14 protein-coding genes are annotated in these 18,971 nt (G+C 34.7%); 10 read left to right on the plus strand and 4 right to left on the minus strand.

All coding sequences use genetic code 11. The annotated features are described in order from the left end of the window. Positions 1–108 precede the first annotated feature (108 nt). From ABMA72_RS13120 to ABMA72_RS13130, 3 genes are all read left to right on the plus strand, one after another. Positions 109–384: a hypothetical protein gene (locus ABMA72_RS13120; protein ID WP_392858992.1), complete on the plus strand. Its 276-nt coding sequence runs from the start codon at positions 109–111 to the stop codon at positions 382–384. A gap of 26 nt (positions 385–410) precedes the next feature. Continuing rightward, on the plus strand, positions 411–8,525 hold the full coding sequence (locus tag ABMA72_RS13125; RefSeq protein ID WP_392858994.1) for an RHS repeat-associated core domain-containing protein: 8,115 nt from the start codon (positions 411–413) through the stop codon (positions 8,523–8,525). A 265-nt stretch (positions 8,526–8,790) separates the two neighbouring features. Further along, complete coding sequence (locus tag ABMA72_RS13130) at positions 8,791–9,000, plus strand: hypothetical protein (RefSeq protein ID WP_393057431.1); 210 nt, start codon at positions 8,791–8,793, stop codon at positions 8,998–9,000. 341 nt (positions 9,001–9,341) lie between these two features. On the opposite strand, the gene ABMA72_RS13135 is transcribed toward ABMA72_RS13130, so the two are convergent. From ABMA72_RS13135 to ABMA72_RS13150, 4 genes are all read right to left on the minus strand, one after another. Beyond that, a complete protein-coding gene (locus ABMA72_RS13135; RefSeq protein ID WP_392858996.1) occupies positions 9,342–10,247 on the minus strand; it encodes a hypothetical protein in 906 nt (301 codons plus the stop codon). An 8-nt stretch (positions 10,248–10,255) separates the two neighbouring features. Continuing rightward, on the minus strand, positions 10,256–10,690 hold the full coding sequence (locus tag ABMA72_RS13140) for a hypothetical protein (protein WP_392858998.1): 435 nt from the start codon (positions 10,688–10,690) through the stop codon (positions 10,256–10,258). A 73-nt stretch (positions 10,691–10,763) separates the two neighbouring features. After that, a complete protein-coding gene (locus ABMA72_RS13145) occupies positions 10,764–11,111 on the minus strand; it encodes a hypothetical protein (RefSeq protein ID WP_392859001.1) in 348 nt (115 codons plus the stop codon). Then, positions 11,108–11,899 (minus strand): hypothetical protein, encoded by a 792-nt coding sequence (locus ABMA72_RS13150; RefSeq protein WP_392859003.1) that lies wholly within the window; start codon positions 11,897–11,899, stop codon positions 11,108–11,110. Before ABMA72_RS13150 ends, ABMA72_RS13145 begins: the two co-directional genes overlap by 4 nt. Positions 11,900–12,378: 479 nt before the next feature. Here ABMA72_RS13150 and ABMA72_RS13155 point away from each other — a divergent pair, with 479 nt between their 5' ends. From ABMA72_RS13155 to ABMA72_RS13185, 7 genes are read left to right on the plus strand one after another with little or no spacing between them, the layout of a single operon-like run. After that, the gene (locus ABMA72_RS13155; RefSeq protein ID WP_392859005.1) at positions 12,379–12,519 is read left to right on the plus strand and encodes a hypothetical protein; all 141 of its coding nucleotides are present in this window, start codon (positions 12,379–12,381) and stop codon (positions 12,517–12,519) included. Beyond that, the gene (locus ABMA72_RS13160) at positions 12,516–14,354 is read left to right on the plus strand and encodes a hypothetical protein (protein ID WP_392859007.1); all 1,839 of its coding nucleotides are present in this window, start codon (positions 12,516–12,518) and stop codon (positions 14,352–14,354) included. The genes ABMA72_RS13155 and ABMA72_RS13160 overlap by 4 nt, the downstream gene beginning before the upstream one ends. A 10-nt stretch (positions 14,355–14,364) precedes the next feature. Continuing rightward, the gene (locus tag ABMA72_RS13165; protein ID WP_392859010.1) at positions 14,365–14,685 is read left to right on the plus strand and encodes a hypothetical protein; all 321 of its coding nucleotides are present in this window, start codon (positions 14,365–14,367) and stop codon (positions 14,683–14,685) included. Between the two features lie 9 nt (positions 14,686–14,694). Continuing rightward, positions 14,695–14,961, plus strand: a complete 267-nt coding sequence (locus ABMA72_RS13170) for a hypothetical protein (protein WP_392859012.1) — start codon at positions 14,695–14,697, stop codon at positions 14,959–14,961. Then, positions 14,954–16,912: a VirB4 family type IV secretion system protein gene (locus ABMA72_RS13175; RefSeq protein ID WP_392859015.1), complete on the plus strand. Its 1,959-nt coding sequence runs from the start codon at positions 14,954–14,956 to the stop codon at positions 16,910–16,912. Before ABMA72_RS13170 ends, ABMA72_RS13175 begins: the two co-directional genes overlap by 8 nt. Position 16,913: 1 nt before the next feature. Continuing rightward, positions 16,914–17,573 (plus strand): hypothetical protein, encoded by a 660-nt coding sequence (locus ABMA72_RS13180; protein WP_392859017.1) that lies wholly within the window; start codon positions 16,914–16,916, stop codon positions 17,571–17,573. Continuing rightward, a complete protein-coding gene (locus tag ABMA72_RS13185) occupies positions 17,570–18,958 on the plus strand; it encodes a hypothetical protein (RefSeq protein ID WP_392859019.1) in 1,389 nt (462 codons plus the stop codon). Before ABMA72_RS13180 ends, ABMA72_RS13185 begins: the two co-directional genes overlap by 4 nt. Positions 18,959–18,971 lie beyond the last annotated feature (13 nt).

The following is an 18,971-nucleotide window of genomic DNA, read 5'->3' on the forward strand; positions in this document are numbered from 1 at the left end:
CATAAGTTATCGATTTTATTGCCTGTTTAAAGAAATATGGATTTTCTTTTTCAGAAAAATTTGTTGTGCCCGATACTCAATTAAATATAAATATTTGATGAGGGATAAATGAAGAATTCATTCATAGTTTTAGTTTTTTGTTCTTTAATACTATTAAGCTGTAACTCTGGAACAGGAGATGGCTTAAAGGTCTCTAGCACTAATAAATCATTCTCACAGTCTAAGTCAGAAGAAATCGCTCAATTTAAAGAAGCGTTAAAAGAAACCCCATATAGCTTATCTAAATCAGAGTTAGATGACTTAAAAGCTGATGGGGCAATTTCGGATGAAGATTATCAAGAACTATTGGCCTTAGCTAATTCAAACTCTTCAGCAACTAATTAATTAAAATAATAGCAGGACGTATGATCATGAATAGAAACTTATTCACTAAGCTTATTTTATTATTTTCAATCTCACTAAGTTCTTTGGCATTTGTTGGTTCAAAGTATAATAGAAAGGGTGTTGTCATTAAGTACGATACACCGGCTCCTAGTGAAGTTAAGCATAATTCTGGCTCAACAACTGAACTTTCAGGTTCAATTTGTGTCTCTAAATATTCTTCTATTCATAATAAAGAAAAGTGTAGAGCAACGTTAGATGGTAATGTTTCTATAAGAGCTTACTTTCCAGATGCAATGACAGAAGTGACTGACCATCTTCAGGTGACGAAGCATGGCCATGAATATAAATGGACTTTTTCTACGCCAGAGCTTAGCACTGGTACAGAAAATACTCTTCATATCTTAGTTGCTAAAGAAGATAAAAGAATAAAGAAGTATGAAAAACTCCAAGCCAAGCTAAATAAGAGAATTCTTTTAGTGGAAAAAAGAATAGCAAAACTAGAAGGGCGTGTATTAACAGACCGTTTAGTTGAGTGGTTAGAGCAGCTTAAATCTAGACTAGAAAGAGTATCTAAAAATATTGATAGTTTAGTAGAAGAGGATACTTCTGTTTTAGCTCAGATAAAAGTACCACTTCAAGTCGATAATCAAATATCTTTTCCATTCTATTATTCTAGTTTTTACTCAGGGCATAAAATGTCTCTTAGAGTACCACTAGGATCACCAATTGAAGGTAGAAGTGTAAATGTTGAAGCGAAATCTAAGAACCTATCAGAGAAAAGTTTTTGGTTTCCTGAGATAGATGAGAAAAATGATAAGCATGATAAGTCATTTGAAGATGATGGGCTAAATCAGTATGCTTTGTCTCTATCTCATAAAAGTGTTGAAATTTCTAATACGGGATATATTGAAGTGTCTTTTGGAAATGAGTTGGAAATCAACAGAGAAATATCATCTCTAAGTATTTCTGAGGCCAATAGCTTAAGACTTGATCTTCTTAAAAAACTAAATCTTGATTTTAAAGGAAAAGGTAAAAAGTCTGAAAAAGAATTTGTATACGGGTCTCTAGATTATACAATTCCTGTAGCTGAGGATTTAATTTCTCCAAAATGGTCTCATATTTCATATGAAGGACAGAATAATTACTTTAATTCAGACTTTTCTATAAATTTACAGGCCGGTGATGATTTTGGTGATCTTGATACTTCAAAGTCCAAGTTTGAGCTGTTTAAGGTTGTAGATGGGTCTTTAACAGAGCATGCTCTACCAAGTATTAATCAAAATGTAGGCGAAGACAGAGTATTAGATATTAATATCGACTTTAATTCGTTAGCGGATGGTGAATACCTATTTAAAGCTACTGCATTTGATCATGCTGGTAATGCTACTGATACATTAGAATATACTTTCTTTTGGGATACTGTAATTCCAGAAATTGCCTTAAATAATGTTGAAAGGCTAATCACTAACGAAACATTATTTCAATCAGACGTTATGGTGACAGATAAGTCTCCGACACAAATTGATATTTTTAATAATAATCAACTTGTTAGCTCGGTAGAAGATAGCCTTTTTAGTGGATTCATAACATTAACTGAAGGAATGAATAATATTATCGTTCGTGTAATGGATAGAGCAGGTAACGTAAATGAAGTTAGTTATCCAGCTATTGAGTTAGACACAATAGCTCCTGAACTGAGTGATATTTCACCAATTCATAACTCAATCATTGATTTAATTACTTTTCCAGTAAGTTTTAAAAGTAGTGAGAAACTAGATAGAGTTCTTCTAAATGACGAAGAAATTGATATTTCATCAAATCGTTTAAATATAAGTCATATTTTTACAGCAGAAAGAGAAGGTGACTTTCATTTAAAAATTACAGCTATTGATTATGCATCTAATGAAACTGTTGTTGAAATTGATGCTGTTATTATTTTAGAGGTTTTAAGAGCTGAGCTTATATCAATTAAGCCAAAAGAAAATGACCCATATACAATTGTCGTTACTGGGGCAGAGTGGGCTTCTCAACCAGGTCTTGAGATTTCAACAGGGTTTTTCGGCTTTAATTCAATTAATTCAGATGAGAGAGGCCGTTTTCAAATTGAACTTCCTATTGCTTCAGAAGTTACACTTAAAGGTGTTGATGATGTCTATGATAGAACTGAGTATGTAACTCTAAGATATAATATTGATACTACTTTCTCAGGAAAGGTTCAGAATATTCATGGCGAACCAATGGCCGGAGTAACAGTTACTATTATTAATTCAAATCAGAGTGCCATTACTGATGCATCAGGTATTTTTTCAATTTCGAATCCAGCAACAGGAGACCAAAAGGTTTCTTTTGATGCGTCGGGTATTAACGTAGCAAATGAAGATGAGACTTATGAGGAGAGATATAATAAGACTAGTGTTGCTTTTTCACTCGGAAGTAATCAATTAAATGTATTAAGTAAGCCAATAACATTGGTACCTCTCGTAATTGATGGAAATGAGACAGTCGTTGATGAAACAACTTCAACTACTGTAACTAACCCAAATGTAGAAGGCTTTGCTCTAAGTGTAGATTCTGGTAACACAGTATTTCCTGACGGAACTGAAACAGGAACAATAAGTGTCAGTAAGCTTGCTTCTGAACATTTAAATGTTAGACCTCCAGAATATGTAAAGCCTGAGTTTGTTTATGCTCTTGAACCATCTGGACTAAAGTTTAGAGAGCCTGCAAATCTAGTTTTACCAAATGATAATGAATTTCCACCAAAAACTCAGCTAATCGTTTATTCTAAAAATAGTGATACGGGAATATGGGAAATTGATGGACTTTCTCAAGTTTCGGATGATGGCCAAACTGTTGAATCTGTTGAGAATGGAGGAATCACGCATTTCTCTGAAGTTTTTGTAGCACCTATTGCTCCTAAGCTATCTAGCTTCTCTGATGATGCAGTAAATGAAGCAACTGTTGGAAAGAACGGTTTATCTTTATCAGCGAGCATACCTTCAATGAAGATAGCAGGTAAGGACTTCGCACCTAGTTTCGTTTACAATAGTACATGGGCAAATCCTAAGTTAGTTGTTTCAAACATCATTAGTGTCGATAAGCAAGAAAGGAAAATCGAGAGAACGAGCCTTGGGAAACAGAGAATTGAAGGAAAAGGATTTAATGTTTCTTTTGAAGGGAAACAGTGGGTTGAGCCTGAAAATGTATGGGCATGGGCATCTGTAGGCGATTACACAAGTGAAAGATATCCATTTACTGGAGTACCAAATAATTCTGTAATTTCTTATGCATTAGACTTAAAAGATCAAAAGTCTGGTTATCATCCATACCTCTCTGAATATGAAATCCAATTGAAAACAATGACTCTTGGTACATATTACTTAATGCCAACAAGTTCTGCATTATATTTATTGTCTGGGGAAATTAAACAAGCCATGAGTAGTCCAGATTCAAAATTAATTGAAGAATTATATCCATATGCGTATTCAGGAAACGTAATTGTACAAAATAGGTCAACGTCAGAGTTTGGTAAAGGATGGAAGCTTGGTATTAATAGTCAGATTTTAGATCCAAAGTCTGCTGTTCTCGCTCTTGAATCGCCAAGTGGTGAAGTTAAATCATACTATGCGAATAATCAGATACAAACTGTCTATACATCTGAAGAGGATATTTTTAGTGCAAGTTTTTACGGTTCTTCTTCGTATATATCGAGAACAAATGGAGAAATAGTTGAGCTGGACTCAAATAGTGGTGAGATTACTGATAATGTACAAACACCGAGGTTTGAAGGAACTTTAGGATATAATTTTGTTAGATATGAAGGAAAGTATAGCTGTGGTTCTTTTGGTCTGAAAAAATGTAATAGATATAGATGTAATAATCGCAGAGTAGATTATGTACAAAATCATGTTTTTTCTAAAGTATTTAAAAATGAGGAAGGTAAGTTTGTTGGGGCAGATATTAATGGTGCATTGTTTCAAATAGACAACTCTTCAAAAGAAGTTATAGTTGGAAATGTTACTAATATGGTAGGTGTAAGTAGTGGTCGATCTTCATCTAATTCTTATAAGAACAATACCTGTGCAACGACTGGATTTGAATGTTCGAATGATGTTTATTTAAGTAAATATAATGGAGTATCGTGTGGAACCCCTCCTGCAAGTAGTGGGCAAAGAATTAATTCTGGTTATGTTGCTGGTGATCGCTTAAGTTCAAAGTTTAATAATATAACTGACTTTATTTCTACTCCGTTTAATTCTCTGCTAATCGTCGATTCTGGAAATAATGTTGTTCGTTCTGTAAATATGGAGACTAATCAAGTTGAGATATTTGCAGGAAATAGACAAACTCTAGATAATGGAGATGGTGGCCTTGCTAGAGCTGCAAGTATGTATCATCCAAATGGAATCGTTGCTGATAAGCAAGGTAATGTTTATATATCTACTGAAAATGGTTATATTCGTAAGGTTGATTCAGCCGGATATATTACAAAAATTGCAGGTCTTAATACACAAGATGGAGGAAAAATTGCATTAAGTGGCCATGCTCTAGAGATGGCACTGACATTTCCAAAGGGAATGGCAATTGATAATTCTAAGAATATCTTATATGTTGCAGACTCTGGAAATAATCGTGTTCTTGCGATTAATTTAACAACTTTAGACAGTTATGTTGTTGCAGGAGATGGTGAATGTCGTGCTACGATTAAAGAAAATGTCCCTGCTACATCTGCATCTCTATGCTCTCCTGAAAGAGTCGCACTAGATGAAAATAATAATCTTCTTATTTTTGATAAAGGACACAGGAGTATTAGACGTGTAATTCTAAATACTGGTGTAAATAACCTAGCTTTCTTTACAAAAGATAATGATGGAACTACTCTTGAAAGATTGGATAATGGTGAAATTAAGCTAACTATGCGTGATGGAACTCAAACGTTCTTTGATAATAATGGTCGTGAGTACTTATCACAAAGCTTAATCGGGACAACACTAGAATATAAATATCAAGATGAGCTATTAACTGAGGTTATTAAAGATAATATTAAACTTTATGACTTCTACTATTACGATGGGCTATTAGACAGAGTTGTGGATAAAGCACAAAGAGAAACTCAGTTTGTATATGAGGATTCCAAGCTCACAGAAATTATATATCCAGATCAAACAAAAGAAAAGTTTGTATACGATGAAGCTGGAAAAATTATTCAAAGCTTTAATAAGAATAACTTTGCCACAAATTATTACTTCGATGATTACGATCAGTTAGTAAGTAGTGAAAGTGCTAATGGTGCACAAACTTCTGTTGAGGTTGGAACTTCTAATACTGTAGGTAATGGAAGTGATGAGACGGAGTTAAAAGACTTTGATGATCCTGCAATCGCTGACTACATAGTTGATGCAAAAGGCAATGAAGTTGCAATGAAAAAGGACTTCACTGGATTTGTAAACACTATTACAGATGTAAAAGGACAAACTACTGAAATCGAAAGAGACTCTATAGGACGTCCAGTCTCTGTTAAACGACCTGATGGAACTGAAGTTTCCTTTGTATATGCCGGCTTCTCTAATGATTTAATTGAGAAGTATGATACAGCTACAGGTGTACGAGTAAAATATACATATAATGACTTTGGTCAACTTCTTCTGAAGACAGAAAATGGAGATGTTGTAGAAGAAAACTTCTATAATGAACTGGGACAACTTGTTTCTAAAAAGAATCAAATCGGTCAAACAGTTTCATATGAATACAACTCTATGGGATTGGTAAGTAAGAAGACAAATCCCGATGGAACTTTTGTTGAATATCTTTATAGTGATGTAGGAAATGTTCTCGCCAGTTCGGATGAACTTGGTAACGTTACTGACTTTGTAAGAGATGCTTCAGGTAATATTACTTCTATAACAAATGCTAAAGGTCAAAATGTTTTAAGAGAATATGACGAATTTAATAGGTTGCTTTCAGTTACTGATGGTAATGGAGATAAAACATCATATACATATTCAGCAACTGGTCAGCTTGCTAATATTCTCGATCCAAATGGAAAAGTTACAAGTTTTACTTATGATACGCTTGATCGCTTAATTGAAAAAGTAGACCCTCTTGGAAGAGTAACTTCACTTGAATATGATTTAAATAATAACGTAACTAAAGAGGTTTTACCTAATGGTGTTATTAAGCAATATCAATATAACAGTGCAAATGAGCTAACTAAAAAGATTCTACCTGATAATCTATACGAGTACGCATACGATAGCCGTGGAAATCTAACAATGGCACGTAATAATGTGACTCAGGTAAACTTTGAGTACGAACATCTAGAAATTGGCGATGTTGTAAATATTGCTGGGTCATTTGGGGTTGGAGAAAGAACAGATCTTCCAAGTCTTGACTTTGAGTATTCTTATGACTCTCGCGGTAACCGTACTGAGTTCCGAGATGGAGATCAGGTAAATACTTACGAATATGATTCAATAAATAGGCTCCGTCGTTTAGTTAATCATAAGGGTGAGGTCTTTGACTTTGACTTCGATTCTAAAAATAGACTGGCAAGGATTACAAGGCCTGGAAGTACATCATCATATACATACTTTGATAATAATGCTGTTAAATCAATTATCCATGAAAATAATCAAGGAATAATTAATAGCTTTACTTATCAAGTCGATGGAGTCGGAAACATTACACAAAAAAGAACACCTGCATCAGTCGAAGACTACAGCTACGACAACAATGATCAATTAGTGGGTGTCTCTAGTGGTGGAGTTCCACTCGAAATCTTCGAATATGATAATTTAGGTAATAGAATTTCGGATGACAATGGCTCTTACTCTTATGATCAAACAGGGCAACGTCTGACTGAAGACTGGAAGTATTTGTATTACTTCGATGATGCTGGAAATCTTTCAAGTAAAATTGATAAACAAAATAACGATACTCATCAATATATTTACAATTCTGAGAATCAATTGATTGGTTATCAGTATTTTAAACAAGGAATAAGCAAGGAAATAGAAGCATTTTATACTTTCGACGCCATCGGACGTAGGGTTGAAAAAGTTATAAATGATTTTAAAGATAATAAGTCAAAAATAAGGCGATTTTCTTTTGATGGTGATGAGATTGTACATATATTTAATGAAAACAATGAAATATTAGCAAAATATACACATTCTATGATGAGGACAGATGATGTTTTAGCTGTAGATATTTCACAGGCTGGAAAAGAAAACAATACTTCGACAGTGGTTGGAAGTTACTTCTTTTTTAAAGATCACATAGGATCTGTTGTTGATATTGTCGATAACAATGGAACCTCTGTTCAGTCTTATGATTACACTTCATTTGGTGTTGTTTCAGGGAAAAATGGTAAAGGTGATATTGTCGATATAGATTCACTACCCTTAAAAGCTCATTTTACATTTACGGGACGTGAGTTTGATGAGGAAAGTAATTTATATCATTTTAGGAAAAGAACATATGATCCATTGGCGGGACGATTTCTTCAAGTCGATCCTGTAAGTGGTAATCAGTTACTACCTGTATCTGTTATTAATAAGTATACGTACGCATCTAATCGTCCTGGCTTCCTTGTTGATCCGACCGGGGAATTTGTTGTTTCAGCATTCCTTATCGGTGCTGCTGTTGGTGGTTTGGTATCTGCTTTCTCGGGAGAGGATGCGATAGGAATTCTAAAAGGAATGGCTATTGGTGGTGTTGTTGGTGTTGCAGGTGCTGCGTTCGGAGCCTTGGGTTCATTTGCTTTTGGAAAGGGGCTGGTAGGAACAATTCTTTCAGGTGCTCTAGCTGGAGGAGGTGCTACAAGTACATCTCTCGCTTTAGAGGGAGAGAATCCATTTAATTCTAAGAATATAGGAAAAGTAATAATTGGAGCTGTCATTGGAGGTGCTGCTGCAGGAGTAGGAAAGGTTCTTGCTGATAAAGTATCAGGCTCTGGCTTTGATCAATCTGGAAAGTTACGTATTAGAACGGATAAGGCAACAAAAGCTGTGGGGGAGATTTATAATGAAGCTGCTCAGAAAACATATAAGATATTCTATGATAATATGTTGAAGATTGAGTGTGCACCGTTTGCAGCAAGAGGTGATATGCATAATTACAACGTTTGTATGGGGCTTTAAAGTGGTAAATAAAAAAATAAAATATAGACTAGTTATAGCTTTTTTCTTAAGTATCATATTTCTAGTGTTTAACGTGTTTAATCCTAGGTATTGGGTCATAAATGATACGGGAGCTGCTTATGTTTCATGTATATTAATGTTTTTGATTTTCTTCATAGTTGAGTTTGTTGTATTTAATGACTTAATTATAAAAGAAAAAGTTGCCATCTTAGTATTATACTTACCCATTTATGCTTTGCTCCTATTAAGCATAAACTCTGTCGTTGTGTATTCCAGTGTAAGCAATGGTTACGAGATTATTCAAAATATTACTTATCCAAAGAGGGGAGTAAATGGATGTTTGCTACTAAAAAGTAAGACTTCCTATCTTTGCTCTACTGATGTCGCGGACGGAGAAGTTAAAGTTTTTAAGGCATGGAGTTACCTTGTTATTGTTCCTGAAAATAAATACACTATTATTCCAGCACGAGAGTGAGAAGGTTTGTATGTGAGGCTTATCCTTCTGGTTCGTTTGCGAAAAATGTAGGACTTTACTCTATAATAGAAAGTGCTGTTGGTGGAGTTGCGGCTGCGGAGATTGGGGCGAGCGCTTTAACTTCTTTGAAATAACGATTGAAACAAAAAACTTTAATACCTTCATTGTATAAGACAAAATATCAAGAATTGATGATGCTGAAGACTTTTAAAGTAAGTTAAAGTCGTTGAATTTTTGTAGTGTTGAAATAGTATCTACCTAATTGATTAGTAAGCGTCGAAAATTATCAATCTTTTGTGGTGTAATGCTAGAATAGAAAGTTAGCCTTGATAGTTATGGTTTTATAGCTCCTTAACATTTATAGGATAATATTCTGGGAAATTATATGTTGATTGCTTGTTAGATATGTTGTCTTGTAGAATGTTCCGAAGAGTGGCTTCAAGCTTAATCCTGTAGTTGTCTCTTATTCCATCTTCAACAGTAAAAGAAATTTTAGAATTTGATGTGCGTTTCATTGCCAGTAAATGTAACGTTTTATATTCAATACTTGATGTTAGCTCATACTTACCAGGTTTTAGTTGTATGATGTCGAGTATTTTTGAAGAGTACTCCTTGATAATTCCATCTGCTCTAGTGCGAAGATTATTTATAAATTCTTGGTCGACTTCATCTGTTTGGTTTGAATATTCATCTCTGAATCCTTCAATCGCTACCTTGAAATCAGTAATCGTTTTACTAAACTTTTCTTCTGAACCATCCACTATCGCTAATACAACCATTCTAATCGGTTTGTCTACAGGAATAAAGAAAAGAGAGCTTTGAGTATGGAAATAGTTCTCGGCTATAGGTACTCCATCAACTTTTGTTTTTTCACCAAAGTATTTAGGCTTAACAAGAAACTTATGTTCAGATGTAGAGTTTTCTTTGGAAACCTTCTTAAGTTCAAAAGAGATGCTTTTAATTTCACTTGTTTTTCTTCGGCTTATTAGAATAATATTTGGAAATAAGCTCTCACCCCATTCTGAAACTCTAAAAAAGACTTCCTTTGAAAGTCGAATATCTAGTTTAGAAGGAACAATAAATTGGATTATAAACTTTAATATTTGGAATGAAGTTACTGTTAACCCACCAATAAAGGCAAACCATAGTAAGAGTTCTGGAATATTGTTCGTGCTTTGAGTCTGTGCAGATTGATACAAGATTTTAGAGAGTTGATCAACTGTTAGCTGAATATTGCTGTTTTCCATTTTTCACCCTATTCAATTATATAGTCACCTATCTTGATTTCATTTTCTAGTCTAATTTCTAAGCTTTGACTTTTGGAAAGTTGAGCTGAGCTTTTGAGTGGAACTTTCTGTGTTATTTCTTCTGTTTCGCCGTAAGTATCAAAAGGGTTTAGTAAACTGCTAAGTGCTTTGCGACCACCTTCCTTAATTATTTTTTTTGTGACTGTTTTTGTTTCTGTAACAACATTTGCCAAGTAGATACTTTCACCTTGATATAGCATTAGAGTAATTCGGCCTTTTGGGAAAAGAATACTGTCAATATTTTCAACTTTTCTATCCTCTGGGAGTTTAACTTTTTCAACGACTTTAAATGTTCTACCTTCTAGATGATTAGCATTTCTATTTACTTTAATTAGTAAGTTTTTTTCATTCAGAATTGCTATTACAGTACCTAAGGAATCCATTTTGCACCTATATTTCAATTTACTTTTTATTATTAGATTATGATTATTACTTATTGAATGTGTAGTGGAATAACTATCCGCCCCCCATATCTCCACCATCGATTAATCTTCTTAGGGCATTAACGTCAATTTTGCGACCGTTGTTTAAATATATAGATCTAAGATCAAGATTAGAAAGATCATTTAAATCAATCATTGTATTCGTTGGTGTAGAGTGAACACCGCGAATTTTTTCAATTTCTTCTTGAATGTCTATAACTCTAGAGTATACACCGGACTTTGAAATTAGTGCTTCTAGTTTATCATTTGGGATTGATATCTTATTTGCTCTACGATTTATTGTCGTACTTATAGACTCATCACTTGCTAGTGAATGTTGAGAAAGATTAAATAGGGCCAATAATATAACTAAATATTTCATTGAAGCACCTTCTTGTTATTAATTAGAAGATCAGAATGCTTAACTAGGCTATCCATTGCAATTCCTGCCCAAACGACGTCACGTCCTTTTGATTCTGGATTATTCATTACTTCTCTTATTTTTTGATTTGCTTCGATACAGATATCTCTTAATTGTGGAATAACAACTTCTGTATTTACTGACTCATATTGTACAGAAAGCCAGTTCTTATTATCTCCAAAAGAATCAAGATCATAATTAAACTTGATTAGATTTTGAAGAACTTGCTTAACAGTATCTTGTTTAGCATTAATTGGCCCTTCAATTGAAACTTTTCCATTATTTTCTTTTAATATTCCATTAGTGATAAGCTTATCTAGGATTCCTAATCCTCTTCTTCCAAACTCCTCTAGAGTTCGTTCTCTAGTAAGACCTTCACTTGATGTGGCCATGATCAGAAGCTCATAAGTAGATGGATCTTGAAAGTAAGCCTCTGCTTCAGGAACTACAAAAGGTACGTCTTTATTTCCCGGATATACGCTTTCAAAGTTTTCATACATCTTTGGATAGAAGTTCTTAATAAACGTTTGGATATTTTCTTCTGTAGATACTTCTTGGACAATCTTTAAAGCATAATTGAAAGAAGGATTTTTTACTTCTTTTTTAGCAATACGATCAAATGTTGAGTTAGGAATACCTAGTTTCTTAGAAAGCTGTAGGCTAGAAAAACGTGGGTATGACTTCTTTATCTTGTTAACACAAGACTCTAGAAAGTCAGGTAAATCTGCAAATTGATTTGCGTCTAACACGTTATTTCGTACTCCGTTAATTTTGATGCCTTTTGTTATTACTAACTGGTTGGCCAATAATCAAGTATAAGTTCACAAAATATGTGAAAAATACACGGCTTATGTATTTATAAGTACTTATCAATTCAAAATAGTCTTATTCCAAAATGGAATACTTTCTTCCCACGGTGAAAAATAATCACCCAAGTGTCTAAAAAACGTTTCCCAGATTGGAAAATTTCTTACCGTGGTAAGAAGTTTCGTTTCCCACTGTAGGAATCTTTTGATTCTTAATCTCGATCCTATGTAAACCAGCATTCACTTATTTAACAACAAGAATAGAAATTGGAGGAATTCATGAGGTGTGAATTAAGAAAAGCTACAGATTGTTTTCGAAGTTTAGTCGGAAGTATATCTGAAAAGGAGCTTTTTAGTAACAAGGTTTTAATGGAGAAGGTTTGTGAAGCCTTAAAGCTTATTAATTTCTCAAGGGGGATTAAATGAAAGAAATGGTGATCATGAAAATTAAAGAGGTGATTAATTTAATTAGTGAAGAGGAATTAATTGAGAATAAGGAGCTAAGTCATCAAGTGAAGTTTCTTCGAAAATATCTTGGTGATTGGAAAGGAGATAGAGCATGAAATTGAACATATTAATATTAACAGTCTTTATAGGATTTATCTCTTGTGGTTTTTCAGAGAAAGAGGAAGGTGACTTCGTTTCAAATATTGAGCGACTAGAAGATCGAGACTTTGATGGAGATATGATCTCAAATGATAGGGAGAATGAACTTGGATTAGATAACCAAATCGCAGATATCCCTAAGCTCGATTTATATTTTGGCCAAGGTTATAAGTTACAGTTAAATATTCATAACGATGAAACCTTAGAAGAAGTTATTATTCAAGATTCAGTAAAACAAGATGACTTTGATTTTAGCTACACTTATGGAAAAAACTTATTGTGGGATAAGTCATCTCAAAACTCTGCTAAAGTTGGACGGTTTAGTGGACATAGTTTTGGTGAAATCTCTGAACTTGATAATTATCTAATTAAATATGACCTAGATAATGAATTAAGTCGTTTTGAGTCTCAACTGAAGATAAAAAAGTTATTGAGTAAACCAAAATCAAGTATTGAGTCAATATCAATTAATATAAAGGCACGTTTATATCTTAATAAGCATCCACTATTTAAAGAAGTTAGAAATCCTGTATTTGGTATTTATTATTATGACTATAAGAATAAGAAGTATCAAGTCCTCAAAAGAGTTAGTCTTGATCTAGTACTAAAAGAAAATGTCTTAGAAGAAGTTAGTATCGAAGTATCAGATATACCTGAGGAGTTTGTTATGGAGAGCTTCCTTAAAAAAGGGGAGTTTGTTTACCTAAAGCTACTTGATTATGAACTAACTGAAGTTAAGACAAACTTTAAAAACCTAATTAAGAGTATTAAGTCTAAAACTACAACCGTTAATATTTTTAATCCAGATGAGCATAGAGTTGAATATGTATCTACTAATAGTGGGAAGTCTTTTATACAGGTCTTAGATACTATTTATAAAGATGAATATGAAATATCTGAAAATGCATTAACAAGGCTTGGGGAGTACTCAAATAACCTAAAAAGCTATGAGCAGTTAATTGATGTTAGAGATGAGTACAAAAAAGGGAGATGGTTTGTTTACACTAATAAGATTGATCAAAGTTACTTAACACATCCTTTTACTCCTCAAGACAGTATTACTCTCTCTTATATGACTGGTAACAAGCTGTCTAATCAAATCGAAGGCTATACGAGATCATATAGAAGTGTCATTTCGGATAAATCTCCCGAGTTAAATTTAGGAGATTTTGGGATTCACTCCAAAATATCATTCTTAATAGATGTAAATGAGATATGGGGTGATGAGGTCATTAAGATGGTTGATACGATAAGGCCTGCTCCTTGTCGAGGTAACTGTATGGTTAGAGACTTTGTATGTGTCATATCATTAAGGCATTACACGGGAAATGTCTTCCGAGCACAGTTTGATATTGAGCAAAGCTCAAGTGTCTTTAAAATTAAAGTTGATGATAGAGTATACTTACTCGATGACTTAATTTCAAAAGGTGTCATTAAAAGAAGTGATCTTGAAGGACTATTTTTATATGAAATTATAGAACCTTCATTCTTCTTTTCGAAAGGTGAGGTTGGCAAGAAACCGTTATCACTATACACCCCTACATTTCGTGAAAAGTTATTCAATGGCTTTAAATTAGACTCGATGTCTGGAAAGACTGGGCATTATAGTTGCCCTGACGCAACCATGCGATTTGCTCAAGGTAATAATATCCCATTGTCAGTAGAGTCTAAAGATTTTCACAAGTGGAAGCATTGGGTTAATTGGTCAAAAGTTAAACGTGGTGAAAATAGAGAGGAAGTTCTCGACTTTAGCTTTTCTGTAACTAGTTCTGTAACAAATTTTTACAATTAAGAGGCATATAATGAAAACCATATCAGTTAAAAGTCAAAGACGAATTGATATTGCCTGTCCTTTAGCGTGGACAATGGCAGTAACGAGTTTGATATATTCTCCCCATACATTTGCGTTCAGCAAGCTCAAAAATGGTTTTGAAACCATCACCTCCACCTATCTCATCCCCCTTGCGGGGGCGGTGGCCGGAGCTTCTTTTATTATGTTCGTCACACTTTCATTTTTTAAGCAGGACGAATACCAAAAGAAAGCGGCAAATGTGGCGATTCTATCAATCTTTGCTGGCTCGGGGCTAGAGCTGATTAGAAACCTAATTCAAAGCTTTAGTTAGGAGTCATAGATGAGTAGAAACCATTTTCCCACATTGCTAAACCAGAAGGCCACTATGCTTGCAAGCCTTACAAGAATTGATCTTCTCGTAGTTGGTTCAAGTTACCTGATCCTTTCTTGGATGAAATTTTCAGGTCTTTACTCTCTCGCAATAATTGCGTTGACTCTAGTGTGCCTAAAGTTTGTAAGCAAAAGACTAAAACAAGGCTTCTTTGCTCACCTAAATGATGACAAGAAACTTTCTTGGCAGTTTGAGCTTGGAGGTCGTCATGAGTAAATCGACTTTTCCAGTATTGGAAGTTCAGGGCAATAGGCTTACCTCTATACATGGTGATGTTTCATGGTTTTACTCAATGCTTCCATCTGATACTTCACAGATGGATTATGTTGAAAGAGATGGATTTTTTGAGTCTTTAGCCAGAAGCCTTAATAACTTAAATCTTGATAGCTATTTCAAGTTCTATAAAGTTGCTGATTGTTCTTTCTTGGAAACTAATGGAACTCAACTTCCAAGTTTTTCAGGAATTGAATTTAAGGAACAAAATAGGCCCTTAGAGTGCTTTTTTCAAACTAGCCAGATTTTCTCAGAAGTTGGAATCTATGATGACTACATAAGCTTTAACGGGAAATACTTAAGAGCGTTTTCAGTAAGCGAGTTTTCAGATGATGAGGCCCATGAGCACTTAATCCCTCAAGATGTTGACTATGTTCTAAGTTTTAAGAAGAAGGCCAAAGATAAGTCCATTAATAAGCTTGAGCGAATTAGAACAGGACATTTATCTAGTTTTCTAAAGTCTAAAAGAGATATTTCAAGTGAAGGAGCATATTCTCAAGCAGAAGAGCTCATGCATGATCTTATTCATGGAAGTGAATCCATGTTTGAGATGGAGATGTTCTTTCTACTACGCTCCAATTCTCTAGAAGAGCTAAACTCAACGAGTGAGGCTTTTGTTAGCGAGATGCTTTCACGCGGGATTAAAGTCTTTGCAGAGGGGCAATCACTTAGAAACTTTAAATCAGGACTAACTTCAATCTTCAATGAACTTATTCCTGGAGTTAAGCCTCGCTTAGGATTAAGAACTCTTCCAAATAAGACAAGCCATCTACGTTACCTCTTACCAGTTGAGAGAAGCTTTCTTATGGACGAAGGAATGGAGCTTCATGATAACTCAGGGCGAACAATCTATTTTGATCCATTCACAGACGCTATTAAAAACAGAAATATGCTCGTTACTGGTATTAGTGGCGGTGGCAAGTCTGTTTTTGTAAACAAGATTGTCCATCACCTCATTGAGGATCACCCAACTGTAATTCTAGATAAGGGAGGCTCTTTTCGTAAGCTCACAAAGTATTACGGAGGAAGTAATCTTGAATACAAGTTCAATCCATTTCAATTTAAAGACCCAATGTATTTAAGAGAAATTATTCTCTCTGTTGTTGATGTGGAAAGATTTGGAAAGTTAGAAAAAGGAAAGCTTTTAAGGGCCATAAAAGAGGCCCTACCAAAAAGCGAATCCTTTTTTGGATTTATAGATAATCTAAAAGAAGACTTCGCTGAAATTGATCTCTATTTTGAAGACTTTAAAGACTACATATGTGATGAGCATATAGATACAAAGAGCATCCTATACGTTGACGTAGAAAACTACCCAAAGAGCGTAATTGCACCAATTATCATCTTTATCTTGGAATATTTTAAAAATATACCTGAAAAAGAAAAGATTCTCGTCTTTGATGAGTGTTGGAGTTTTCTTGGGGATCACAGCTCATATATTGACGAGTGCTTTAGGACATTTAGAAAGACAGGTGCTTTTCCTATTGCGATTTCCCAATCTCTTAAAGACTTCTCTAGTCTTGGAGATGATCTCGCTAATTCAATAACAAACAACTGCTATTTTAAAGTCTTCTTCCCTCAAGAGATGGAAGAAAGACACGATATCACTTCCTTTGATGTTGAAAACATTGGCTCCCTAGAGTTTCAAAAAGGAGTCTTTTCAGAGTGCTATCTAAAATCCACCGACAATCGTTTTAGAAAAATTCTTAGAAACTACTTAACTCCCTTGGAGTTGGAGCTGTTTCATACAGAAGCTGGCAAAGACAAACAGCTAGAAAACTTTCTTTCTAAGTTTGAAGAGTTCTTTGATTCAAGTAAAGAGGCTATTGAGGCCTATGTGAGGTTACGACATGAAGATTTTCAAAATAGCAATGTCATTTACTTTGATATTTAGCATGAGAGCAAATGCGAGCACATTTTTTATGCCAGATAGCGATACAGCGGCACTTGTGATGCTTGTTTCTAATACAGCATCAACCGTTTCAAATACTCTAAAAATCCTAGAGGTCGCTAAGAAAACAAGTGATCAGATAGATAAATATAACTTTATCGCAATGAGGCGTTACTTCATTGCACGTCGTATTGAGCAACACGTTCTTGATATAGCAGAAGCTAATAAAATGAAGCCTAAAAACCTTCAAGAGCTCAACCAAGTCATGCTTAGACTTAAGATGAATCTACAAGGTTTAAAGAGCAATATCGACTTTATGGCAAAGGACGTTTTAGAGGCTCAAGACTTTACAGATCGCTATTGGGAGAAAGTCGTAAATTCGATGGCCGATGAGCGAGAGTCACATAATCAAGAGCTAATGAGTGCAAGTGAGGGCTCAATTAGTAAACATACTCAAAACACGGCCATGAATACGGCCCTTAACGGGAAGATTCTCTCTAAAATAAGGCGAGATAATCTTGAATACCAAAAAGTTGATCTTGGCATTAAGAAGAGCCAGACCGTCGAAAAACTTCGTCGTGAAGAATTTTATAAAAACTGGATTGGAGTTGATGGCAAAAAAGAAGATGTAAATGAAGCTCTTACGAAAGGTGGGAAGCTATGACAAGTATCATGCGAGACCTTCTTTTAGTTCAAAGCTTCAACCTAAGCACACTTATTGAAGAGTATAGGCTTTTCTTTCTTAGCCTCCTTCCAAGTGTCTTTATCCTTGCAGTAATCATTGAATACTTTGATCGCCTAGAGCCATTTACGTTAGTGAAGAGAGCTTTTATCTCTATTCTAATTTTAACGACGGTTACAAGTGTTTATGAAAGCTCAATAGCATCATCAATGGACACAGCTGATCAAGTTTTAAGAGAGCAGAAACAACAAAATATTCTCTTAATGGATTTCTTTGATGGTTTTAAGCATTGGGATTCAATGACTGAGGATAAGAAGAAGGATTTCTTTAAAGATAGTAATGCCTTTACTGGTGCATTGGCCTTTTTGAAATACCACCTCTTTGATTCATTCGTTAATGATGGTTTCACTATAACGATTTATTTCATCACAAAGCTTTGTTTTGTGATTTTAAAAGTTGTGTATTCTCTCGTTTACTATCTTGGGTATGGGCTCATTGGAATTCCATGCCTGATCTATCTATTTCCATCTATGGGAAATATCCTAAGAGGGGCAATTCTAAGCTATTTGTGGTGCTTAATTGTCCCTCACGTCCTTGTCTTTATTATTTCAATGATTGGAACAGAGATTAACAAGGGCTATGTCTCAGGACATATCATTGGTGGCTCGATGATGGGAACAACTCTTCTCTTTATCCTGACTTTATTTATCGCTTTTACTCCACTTATTGGGGCCATGATTTTAAATGGAAGCGGTATCTCTCAGGCCGGTGGAATTATCGCAAGTATTGGGGCCAATTACGTGATGAATCTACCAAAAAACACCGTCAATAATGCAGCAATGATGGCAACCGGAGGCCCACTTGGCCCAAAGGCAACATTTGCTAAAGGAATGGCCAAAGGTGGCTATCAATTCGCTAAGAAGGCCAAGATTGCAGGCATGAATAAATTCACATCAAGTGGAGGTAGTTCTCGTCCAGCACCAAAGCAGGCAGAACGAGTTAAGCATACTGGACTTGGGCATACACATATAAAAGGTCATATCCCACCTCATGTGAATGATTCGGATTATGTGACTCTTAAAAATTCAAGTAAATCATCAGGAGTTGATTTTATTTCAGCTCCAACAAGAAAGAACCCTGCTTATAAGTCTAAGCAAGTTCACCAAATAAATCCTAAGGTAGGCCCAAAAGAATCTACTAATCTGCAAAGCAATAAAAGGAGTGTAAGTAATGGAACAGTACAAAAGCATGGCAAAGTCCATCGACCACATCAAAAGACCTCTAATATATATCGCTCTAATAAGCGCACTAACTCACATCCTCATTCTAGGAACAGGAATATTAATCAACCACAAAGAAGACAATAAGAGGTTTAGTGCA

Source organism: Halobacteriovorax sp. CON-3, assembly GCF_043196995.1.
Taxonomy (GTDB): Bacteria; Bdellovibrionota; Bacteriovoracia; order Bacteriovoracales; family Bacteriovoracaceae; genus Halobacteriovorax_A.

Bases quoted from the DNA above. Each gene is read 5' to 3' on its own strand.
- ABMA72_RS13120 (WP_392858992.1), top strand. From the start codon at position 109: ATGAAGAATTCATTCATAGTTTTAGTTTTTTGTTCTTTAATACTATTA.
- ABMA72_RS13125 (WP_392858994.1), top strand. From the start codon at position 411: ATGAATAGAAACTTATTCACTAAGCTTATTTTATTATTTTCAATCTCA.
- ABMA72_RS13135 (WP_392858996.1), bottom strand. From the start codon at position 10,247: ATGGAAAACAGCAATATTCAGCTAACAGTTGATCAACTCTCTAAAATC.
- ABMA72_RS13140 (WP_392858998.1), bottom strand. From the start codon at position 10,690: ATGGATTCCTTAGGTACTGTAATAGCAATTCTGAATGAAAAAAACTTA.
- ABMA72_RS13145 (WP_392859001.1), bottom strand. From the start codon at position 11,111: ATGAAATATTTAGTTATATTATTGGCCCTATTTAATCTTTCTCAACAT.
- ABMA72_RS13155 (WP_392859005.1), top strand. From the start codon at position 12,379: ATGAAAGAAATGGTGATCATGAAAATTAAAGAGGTGATTAATTTAATT.
- ABMA72_RS13160 (WP_392859007.1), top strand. From the start codon at position 12,516: ATGAAATTGAACATATTAATATTAACAGTCTTTATAGGATTTATCTCT.
- ABMA72_RS13165 (WP_392859010.1), top strand. From the start codon at position 14,365: ATGAAAACCATATCAGTTAAAAGTCAAAGACGAATTGATATTGCCTGT.
- ABMA72_RS13170 (WP_392859012.1), top strand. From the start codon at position 14,695: ATGAGTAGAAACCATTTTCCCACATTGCTAAACCAGAAGGCCACTATG.
- ABMA72_RS13175 (WP_392859015.1), top strand. From the start codon at position 14,954: ATGAGTAAATCGACTTTTCCAGTATTGGAAGTTCAGGGCAATAGGCTT.
- ABMA72_RS13180 (WP_392859017.1), top strand. From the start codon at position 16,914: ATGAGAGCAAATGCGAGCACATTTTTTATGCCAGATAGCGATACAGCG.
- ABMA72_RS13185 (WP_392859019.1), top strand. From the start codon at position 17,570: ATGACAAGTATCATGCGAGACCTTCTTTTAGTTCAAAGCTTCAACCTA.